A 9,122-nucleotide genomic window follows, 5' to 3' on the forward strand; every position below is an offset into this window, starting at 1 on the left:
TTCCTTCAGTGCATGCCTTACGACAAACCACCTTGCGACTTGCTAATGCTTCAGGGCGTTACCCCCGCACATAAGGGACTTTCACCCTCTGGAATATTTTGATATCTTCGATACCAGATGCCCATGCTGGGCACACACAGCGGTTTTGCGTCAGGCGGGCTGACGTGCGAACTTGGAGCATTGTGGTTCTATTCAAGTTTCGTGCAGGTTGACAGTTTTGTGCTCCGAAACCCGCCCGAACGCAAAGCCGCAAACCGTTGGCAGCAAGTGTAGAAAGACAGCGACACAGCAGACAGACACCGAAAAAGTAAACCATTTGACAGGTAACCAAAGATATACAGACCATATTACAAACGGACAACGAGTAAGCCGACACTCATTTCCGACCCAATGTTTTTTATTTTTTTCCTGCCGCACATTTTTTAAAACCAATTTTAGCCCGCCCGCAATGGCACATTTGGTTTTGCTCGACACACAAACCAACCCTTCGCAAAACCAAAAGAGCCATTTTTTGCCAACGCTCAATAAACAGATAATCTAATACGAATGCTAACTTTGCATCAATGAAAGTATTCCTTATAGAAGACGACCATACTTTAAGCCAAAACATCAGTGAAGCGTTAAAGGGAGAAGCACTAAACGTAGAAGTGTGCTATGACGGTCTTTTGGCAGAACGAATGTTGAGGAAAGACACATTTGACTGTATCATTATGGACATTAACCTGCCCGGCAAGAATGGTTTTGACCTTTGTAAAGATTTCAGGCAACACAATACGATTACACCTGTAATTATGCTAACGGCATTCGGGGAATTGGAGGACAAAGTACAGGGATTTGATTGTGGTGCAGATGATTATCTGACAAAACCGTTTTATATGCGTGAACTGATTATGAGAGTAAACGCACTTATCAAGCGGCACAAATTTAACAGTTCAGCAACCGCAAATAATTCCATTTTAATTGTTGATGATATTACGCTAAACGATGCTCAAAAAAAGGTGTTCAGGCAAGGTACGGAAATTACCCTGACACCAAGAGAATACCAGATTTTATTTAAGCTAATGGAAAACAAAGGTGAGATTATTTCAAAAGCCGATTTAATCAAAGAGATTTGGGGAAGCTCGTTTGATGCGAATACCAATACTATTGAAGTATATGTCAATTTTCTACGAAACAAATTGGATAAACCCTTTGGCAAGAACACGATAAAGACAAAAGTAGGATACGGCTACTACCTTGATGTAAGATGAAAATCAGAAACAAAATACTGCTTTACTTTTCAACAACGGTAATTTCGCTTACCGTAATATCATCTGTTATCATCTATCTGCTTTTTTCAGAATCCCGTGAAGAAGAGTTTCAGCAACGGCAAAAAGAGAAAATAAAATATACCATCGGGTTGATTGCCGAATACAAAGAACTTAGCGAAAACCTGAGTGCTATTATGGACAAGCACACTATACACGATTTTTATGATGAAAAAATGCTGATTTTCGATAAGCATAAAAATTTGGTTTATAAAAGTGTAGATGATTTACCAATCAACAATTACGAACAAATTTTAAATGATTTATCACCTTCAAAACAATGGATTGAAACCAAACAAGATAAATACGATATTGTAGGCATATACATTGAAAATGAGAACAACCATTTTTATGCAATCAGCAAGGCGTTTGACGAGTTCGGATATTCTAAGCTCGATTTCCTGCGAAATACTTTACTTGCCATTTCCGTTATTATTTCGCTGATTGTTTTAGTGATTGCCTATTATTTATCGGCAAGGATTTCAAAGCCGATTACACTACTTGCAGAAAAATTAAACAGCTACGATATAAGCAACAGCAATGCCGGTGAGCTTGATGTTAAAACATCTTCATTTGAGTTGAATTACCTGACAGAAAAATTCAATCAGTTGATTAAACGAACCAATGAGGCATTTTCATTTCAAAAGCACGCCATACAACATATTTCCCACGAACTGAAAACACCTGTTACCATATTGGTTTCCGAACTTGAAAAAGCGAGAATGACTGATGAAACGGAAAGAAAAAATAACCTGATTGAAAGCCAGATTATCAAAGCCAAATCGCTTGGGGAAATCATTAATGTATTGCTTGAAATTGCTAAAATTGAATCAGGTCAACCTATTCAAAAACAGCTTGTAAGAATTGATGAAGTCCTGTTTGACCTTATTGAAGAACTGAACAGCATTTACCCTGATTTTTATTTTGAAGTCAATTACATTCCCGATAAAATAAGTGAAGGCAATCTTATATTGAATGTCAACAAAATGCTTATCCGACAGGCATTTCAAAATTTGTTGACCAATTGTATTACATACAGTAATAATCCAAAAGCCCAAATAAACATTGATTGCTCTGCAAACAATGTATTGAAAGTTAAGTTTTTTAATTCGGGCAAGCCTGTTTCTCAATCCGAAGAAAAATACCTGTTCAATCATTTTTTCAGAGGAGAAAACAGCCAGGGGAAATCAGGCTTCGGATTGGGTTTGGTGCTTACCCAAAAAATCATTGCCATTCATTCGGGAACAATTACTTATTCCAATCCTGCCGAAAATCTAAATGTTTTTGAGCTTAGTTTTCCTTTAAGCTAAATTTTATCCGCTTTAAGGTCTTTTTAAGGTTAGCCGAATGACCTTTGCACTCAATAATAAGTGTAAAGCATAAATGGGCATTAAGAAGCAGGGAACAGTCGCAATCATCATACTTTTATTTTCATTCACGGCAAAGGGTCAGGATACGCTGAAACTAAGCCGTCAGCAATGCGAAGCCATTTTTCTCAAAGAAAATTTATTGCTAATTGCTGAAAGATTGGAAGTTCCCAAAGCGGAAGCCCTTGTTTTGCAAGCCAAGCTTTGGTCTAATCCTGTTGTTTCCATTGATGAGGTAAATCTTTGGGCAACGCCAAAACAATTGAATGTTTTTGGTGACGAATTACAAGGCTTCAATGGAGGAAATTTCGGGCGTAATCAGCAAATCAGCTTTTCTATTGAGCAACTCATCTTAACAGCAGGAAAAAGAAAGAAATTAGTTGCTCTCGAACAGGTTACGGTTGATAAATCCAAACAGTATTTTGAAGATTTGCTGCGAAACCTGAAAATAGAATTTCGCAATCACCTTACCAATCTGCAATACCTGCAATTCAGCAGGAATGTTTACCAAAGCCAAATCAATTCGGTAAAGCAGCTTACACAGGCATATCAAAAGCAGGTAGAAGAAGGCAACATTCCCAAAGGTGAATACATACGCCTTAAAGCCCTTGAACTGGAGTTTTCCAAAAACATCAACGAACTGAATAAGGAAATAAACGAAGCACAAAAGGAATTAAAATTATTGATGCGATTGCCTTCCAACGTACAGTTGGTTTTAATGGAAGATGATTACCTGAAAAACACAGAACCATTGAAGCTGCTAACCTTAACAGCACTACTTGACACTGCCAAAACAGTAAGACCTGATTTGAAAATTGCACAATTGGAGCAACGCTATTTCAGCAATTTATATGCTTACGAAAAAGCACAGCGAGTGCCCAATCTTACCTTATCGGGCGGTTACGACCGTGGTGGGAACTTTATGTACAACTTCGTGGGCTTTGGTGTGGCAATGGACTTGCCCATATTTAATCGAAATCAGGGGAACATCAAATTTGCCCAAATAGGCATTGAACAGTCAAAAATTTTGTACGACCAAAAAATATTAAACGTAGAAAATGAAATCGCTCTGGCGTATCAAAATCTTGTTGCTTCCATTCAGTTTTTTGAAAGCATAGAGACTGATTATGAAAAAACGTTAGATGAGTTATTGAATGCCTACACTAAAAATTTCACCAACCGGAACATAAGTCTGTTGGAATACCTCGACTTTTTAGACGCCTATTTAGAGAATAAAAAAATAATTCTTGAAGCAGGGAAAGACGTAAACGAAAAAGTAGAGGAATTGAATTATTCCATTGGCAAAGATGTAGCGAACTAAAAATTTGAACAATAAAAGATGAATAATACCTCAATAAAATTAAGCCTGATTAGCTGCCTGATAATGGCAGTATTTTTCAGCAGTTGCAGCAGTTCGGAAGAAGAAAAAAACAATGCAGGCAATGAAAAATACTGTTTGGACGAAAACTTCAAATCAAAAATTGAATGGGTGCTGCCTGAAATAAAATCCGTTACGGAAGGCATTCATCTTACAGGTTCGGTAGAAACCAATCCCGATAAGGTCATTCATTTTGTAAGCCTTGTGGGTGGTATTATTTCCAATACTTATTTTTCGTTGGGCGACAAAGTTACCAAAGGTCAGGTATTGGCAGAATTGAGAAGCACGGAATTATCCGAACTGCAATCGCAATCCAAAACCATTGATGCACAGATAAAAGTAGGCGAGAAAAAACTGCAATCCGTTCAGTCAATGTACAATGACGGCATTTCATCTCAAAAAGAATTGACGGAAGCACAAAGTGAACTGGATATTTTGAAAGCGGAAAAGGAAAGGATAAACGCTAACCTGAATTTATTCAGTGCAAGCCCCGAAAAAGGCATTTTTCAAATCAAAGCCCCTGCAACAGGTATTATTACTTCAAAATCAATTGCAGCAGGAACACAAATTTCGGCAGGCAGCGAAGCGTTGTTTACCGTTTCAGACCTGAGTGAAGTGTGGGTTATGGTTAATATTTACGCAAATAATGTTCAGCATATTGAAACGGGAATGGAAGTAAACATCAAAACACTTTCCTATCCTGATAAAATATTTACAGGCAAGGTTGCTGCCATTTCGCAGGTATTGGATGCGGAAGCCAAAGTATTAAAGGCAAGGGTTATTTTACAGAATACGGATTTTAAGCTAAAGCCCGGAATGTTGGTGGATGTTACCGCTTTAAAGCAGGGCAACACAGAAGCATTGAGTATTCCCGAATCCGTAATCGTTTTTGACAACAATCAAAATTATGTGGTGGTGTATAAAGGTGATTGTGATATAGAAATAAGGCAAATTGAAATTCTTACTAAGAATAGCGAGAGTTCTTTCCTTTCAGGCGGAGTGAATGAGAATGAAAAAATTATTTCCAAAAATCAGCTACTTATTTACGAACAAATCAAAAACTTCCAAAACTAACAGCGATGCAAAAATTTGTTCAGGGAATAGTAGCCTTTTCATTGAAGAACTCAATCATTGTTTTCTTTCTCACAGCTTTATTGGTTGTTGTAGGAATAATAAGTTATATCAATACACCTATTGAAGCCTTTCCCGATGTAACCAATACCCGTGCAAGAATTATTACGCAATGGTCGGGACGGAGTGCGGAAGAAGTAGAGAAGTTTGTTACGCTTCCGATTATGAAAGAGATGAACACCATTCCTAAAAAGGCAGAGGTGCGTTCTATTTCGCTTTTTGGTTTGTCGGTAGTTACGGTAATTTTTGAAGATGATGTAGAAGATTTTTACGCACAGCAGTATGCCGCAAACCGCCTGCAAAGTGTCAACTTGCCTGATGGTGCTGATGCAGGAATTGAACCGCCTTATGGAGCAACAGGCGAGATATTCCGCTATGTGCTGAAAAGTGACAGACCTATTAAAGAACTGACAGCTATTCACGATTGGGTGATTGAGCGGGAATTGGTATCTGTATCCGGAGTGGCAGATGTAGTGAGTTTTGGCGGAGAAGAAAAAATCTATGAAATAAAAATCAATCCTACCGAATTGGCGAATTATGATTTGTCGCCATTGGAAGTGTTTGAAGCCGTATCAAAAAGCAATATCAATGTAGGTGGTGATGTGATTGAAAGAGGCAGTCAGGCGTATGTGGTGCGTGGCGTGGGCTTGCTCGAAAGCATTGAGGAGATTGAAAACATCTTGATTGAAGTAAGAGGGACAACCCCCATTTTGGTAAAGCACGTAGCCGAAGTAAAGGTGTCTGCAAAACCACGATTGGGTGTAGTCGGTTTGCAAGATGAAGAAGATTTGGTACAGGGCATTGTGGTAATGCTTCGGGGTGAAAATCCGGGTGAAGTAATTGCCCGACTGAAAGAAAAAATTACCGACCTGAACGAACGCATCTTACCGAAAGATGTAAAGATTGAACCTTTTATTGACAGAACAGAATTGGTAGATGCAACAGTAAATACAGTTACTAAGAATATCGTTGAGGGCATACTTTTGGTTTCCGTTATTGTTTTCATTTTTCTGTTTAATTGGCGAACTACGGTTATTGTGGCTTCCGTTATTCCGCTTTCTTTCCTGTTTGCCATTGTAATGCTGCGAATACAGGGCTTGCCTGCCAACTTGATTTCAATGGGGGCTATAGATTTCGGGCTATTGCTTGAAGGCACATTGGTAATCGTGGAAACGGTGTTTGTGGCAATGGAAAGAAAAGCCCACCATTTGGGTATGGAAAAATTCAACCGTATCGGCAAAATGGGACTGATTAAAAAGAGTGCAGGAAGCGTTGCTACTTATATCGTTTTTGCCCAAATCATTTTGATTGTCGCATTGCTGCCGATTTTTTCTTTTCAGAAAGTAGAAGGAAAAATGTTTTCGCCACTGGCATTTACATTAGGCTATGCCTTGTTAGGCTCTTTGATTTTAAGCATTACTTACGTTCCCGCCTTGTGCAAAGTTTTGCTCACAAAAAATATTGTTGAGAAAGAAAATATCATATCTCGTTTTTTTAGAAACAATCTGTTCAAACTCTTTTTGTGGAGCAACCGATGGAGGAAAATTACGGTATTCGGTTTCGCAGCAATTTTATCTGTTTGCACGGTCAGCTTTCTTTTTTACGGTTCTGAATTTATCCCCAAACTGAATGAAGGCGCATTGTATGTTCGTGCGACTTTACCCAACAGTGTGAATATTGAGGAATCGCAACGCCTGGCAAAAGAAATGAAAGCCAAATTGCGTGAATTTGAAGAAGTGAAATTCGTATTAAATCAGGTAGGACGACCCAATGACGGCACAGACCCGACCGGATTTTTCAATATTGAGTTTCACATTCAGTTGTATCCTGAAAAAGAATGGAAACGAAGCATCAGCAAAAAAGAATTGACTGAAGAAATGCGACAGGTATTGCAGTCCTATCCGGGAATTGTATTTGGTTTCAGCCAGCCCATTCAGGACAATGTAGAGGAATATGTGGCAGGAGTAAAAAGTTCGCTGGTGGTAAAAATTTTCGGAGACGACCTTTTTGAATTAGAAAAATATGCCGACCAAGTTGCCAACAGCATTAAAGATGTAAAAGGAATAGAAGACCTGAATGTGTATCGAAACATCGGTTTGCCCGAATTACGCATCAAACTGGATGAAAAGCGAATGGGAAAATACGGAGTAGCAATGGCTGATGCACAAGCTGTTATAGAAATGGCTATTGGCGGACGAGCAGCTACTACTTTCTATGAAAATGAAAGGATGTTTGATGTGCGTATCCGCTTTCAAAAAGAATATCGGGACAACCAACAAAAAATCGGGGAAATTCTTATCCCGACAATGAGTGATAAAAAAATCCCTTTGCGTGAAATCGCAGATATTAATTTTATAACCGGTCCGACCTTTATTTATCGGGAAGGCAGCAGTCGTTACATAGCCGTTGGTTTTAGCATTGAAGGGCGGGATTTGGGAAGTACTATTGCAGAAGCCAAAGCCAAAGTGGACAAAGAAGTGAAGCTGCCCAAAGCCAACAAAATGATTTGGGCGGGAGAATTTGAAAGTAAGGAAAGAGCAAGTAAACAATTGGCGGTTATAGTTCCTGCCGTTTTGTTGCTGATTTTATTCCTGTTGTATTTCAACTTCGGAACGGTTAAAGATACTTTGATTGCAGCAAGCACCATTCCTTATGCTTTCATCGGTGGTTTTATTTCGCTTTGGGCTACGCAAACCATTTTCGGTATTTCAGCAGGTATCGGGTTTATTATTTTGTTTGGTGTAAACACCATTAACGGCATTATCCTGATTGCTGTAATGAAAGAAAATATGCGAAGAATGTCTTTGCACGAAGCCATTTCCAACGGAGTACACAGCCGTATTCGCCCGATAGTAATGATAGCCTTAATGGGTTCAATGGGCTTGCTGCCTGCCGCACTTTCAACAGGAATGGGTTCGGAAATACAAAAGCCCTTAGCGATAATGATTGTAGGCGGCTTGCTGATTTGTATGATACTCTCACTAACCGTATTACCGCAGGTTTTCTATTTGGCTTATCGAAAAACGGAACATAAGAAATGAAAAAGCTGCTTTTGTTTATTTTTATCTTGGGAATAATATGTAACCTGTCTGCACAACCAAATTATTCGATACCAAACGATTCAGCAGGAATTTATCTAACCTACAATGATTTTGTAAATGGTAAGCCAATCAACAGCTTTAAGCCGTATCAAAAAAACTATTCCTTATGGCCCAAAGGATTTTTTAAATACAAAGACCCTGAGCTGAAAACACCTGATACGACCATTATATACAAACGCTCAGACATTTGGGGCTATACCGACCACAAAGGGCGTTTAATCCGTACTTTCGGAAATAATCATTACAAGGTTTTGTGTGACAAAGGACTGATAATTTACATTATCTATTCCCCGACAAGTGTATCGTATCATTTCAGCAAAACACTTAATGACACTGTTCATCGTTTATCTCGAAAAAACCTAACGATTGCTTATGCTGACAATACAGACCTGTTACAAAAAATAAAATCGTCTAAGAAAAAGGATTGGCTGATTTGGGATGAGAAGAAAGAATGTTATTTGTTAAACAGGCTTTTTGAGGAATAATCCACGCACAGGTGTAAGCACATTTGCAAACCGCCACAAGCCTGCCCGCAGACCAAAGTTTGCAAAATAGCTTACACCTTACCACCCGAAACAAAATCATTTTAAATTTTCCCTTACCCACATTTTAAGTGACTAAAGAGAATAATATTTATCTTGGCTGACAGCAAAATGGAGACAACTACTCAACGACAAACAGACAGAAGGCCAGCTTACAATCGAGTAGACGGCCTCGCCAACCGTTAAGTTGACGAGGTGCGCCTCTCACACCACCGTACGTACGGGTCTCGTATACGGCGGTTCACTGGATTGTAGGTTGCGCCCGCCCGGATGACCCAGTCGGACGGGTTTTGAGG

The 9,122-nt window shown here is 39.1% G+C and carries 6 protein-coding genes; all 6 read left to right on the forward strand.

Annotation, left to right across the window (positions count from 1 at the left end):
- The first annotated feature begins 563 nt into the window (after nucleotides 1-563).
- The 6 genes from Q8M62_RS11245 to Q8M62_RS11270 all read left to right on the forward strand — a co-directional run bounded on the left by Q8M62_RS11245 (nucleotide 564) and on the right by Q8M62_RS11270 (nucleotide 8,769).
- Nucleotides 564-1,250, forward strand: a complete 687-nt coding sequence (locus Q8M62_RS11245) for a response regulator transcription factor (protein WP_305668135.1) — start codon at nucleotides 564-566, stop codon at nucleotides 1,248-1,250.
- Nucleotides 1,247-2,617: a HAMP domain-containing sensor histidine kinase gene (locus Q8M62_RS11250; protein ID WP_305668136.1), complete on the forward strand. Its 1,371-nt coding sequence runs from the start codon at nucleotides 1,247-1,249 to the stop codon at nucleotides 2,615-2,617. The genes Q8M62_RS11245 and Q8M62_RS11250 overlap by 4 nt, the downstream gene beginning before the upstream one ends.
- A 73-nt stretch (nucleotides 2,618-2,690) precedes the next feature.
- Entirely contained in the window at nucleotides 2,691-3,995 is a 1,305-nt protein-coding gene (locus Q8M62_RS11255) for a TolC family protein (protein ID WP_305668137.1), read from the forward strand.
- Between the two features lie 63 nt (nucleotides 3,996-4,058).
- Nucleotides 4,059-5,126: an efflux RND transporter periplasmic adaptor subunit gene (locus tag Q8M62_RS11260; RefSeq protein ID WP_305668138.1), complete on the forward strand. Its 1,068-nt coding sequence runs from the start codon at nucleotides 4,059-4,061 to the stop codon at nucleotides 5,124-5,126.
- A gap of 5 nt (nucleotides 5,127-5,131) precedes the next feature.
- Nucleotides 5,132-8,224, forward strand: a complete 3,093-nt coding sequence (locus Q8M62_RS11265; protein WP_305668139.1) for an efflux RND transporter permease subunit — start codon at nucleotides 5,132-5,134, stop codon at nucleotides 8,222-8,224.
- Complete coding sequence (locus Q8M62_RS11270) at nucleotides 8,221-8,769, forward strand: hypothetical protein (RefSeq protein ID WP_305668140.1); 549 nt, start codon at nucleotides 8,221-8,223, stop codon at nucleotides 8,767-8,769. Before Q8M62_RS11265 ends, Q8M62_RS11270 begins: the two co-directional genes overlap by 4 nt.
- Nucleotides 8,770-9,122: the final 353 nt, after the last annotated feature.

The organism is Algoriphagus sp. (genome assembly GCF_030694375.1).
Taxonomy (GTDB): Bacteria; Bacteroidota; Bacteroidia; order Cytophagales; family Cyclobacteriaceae; genus Algoriphagus.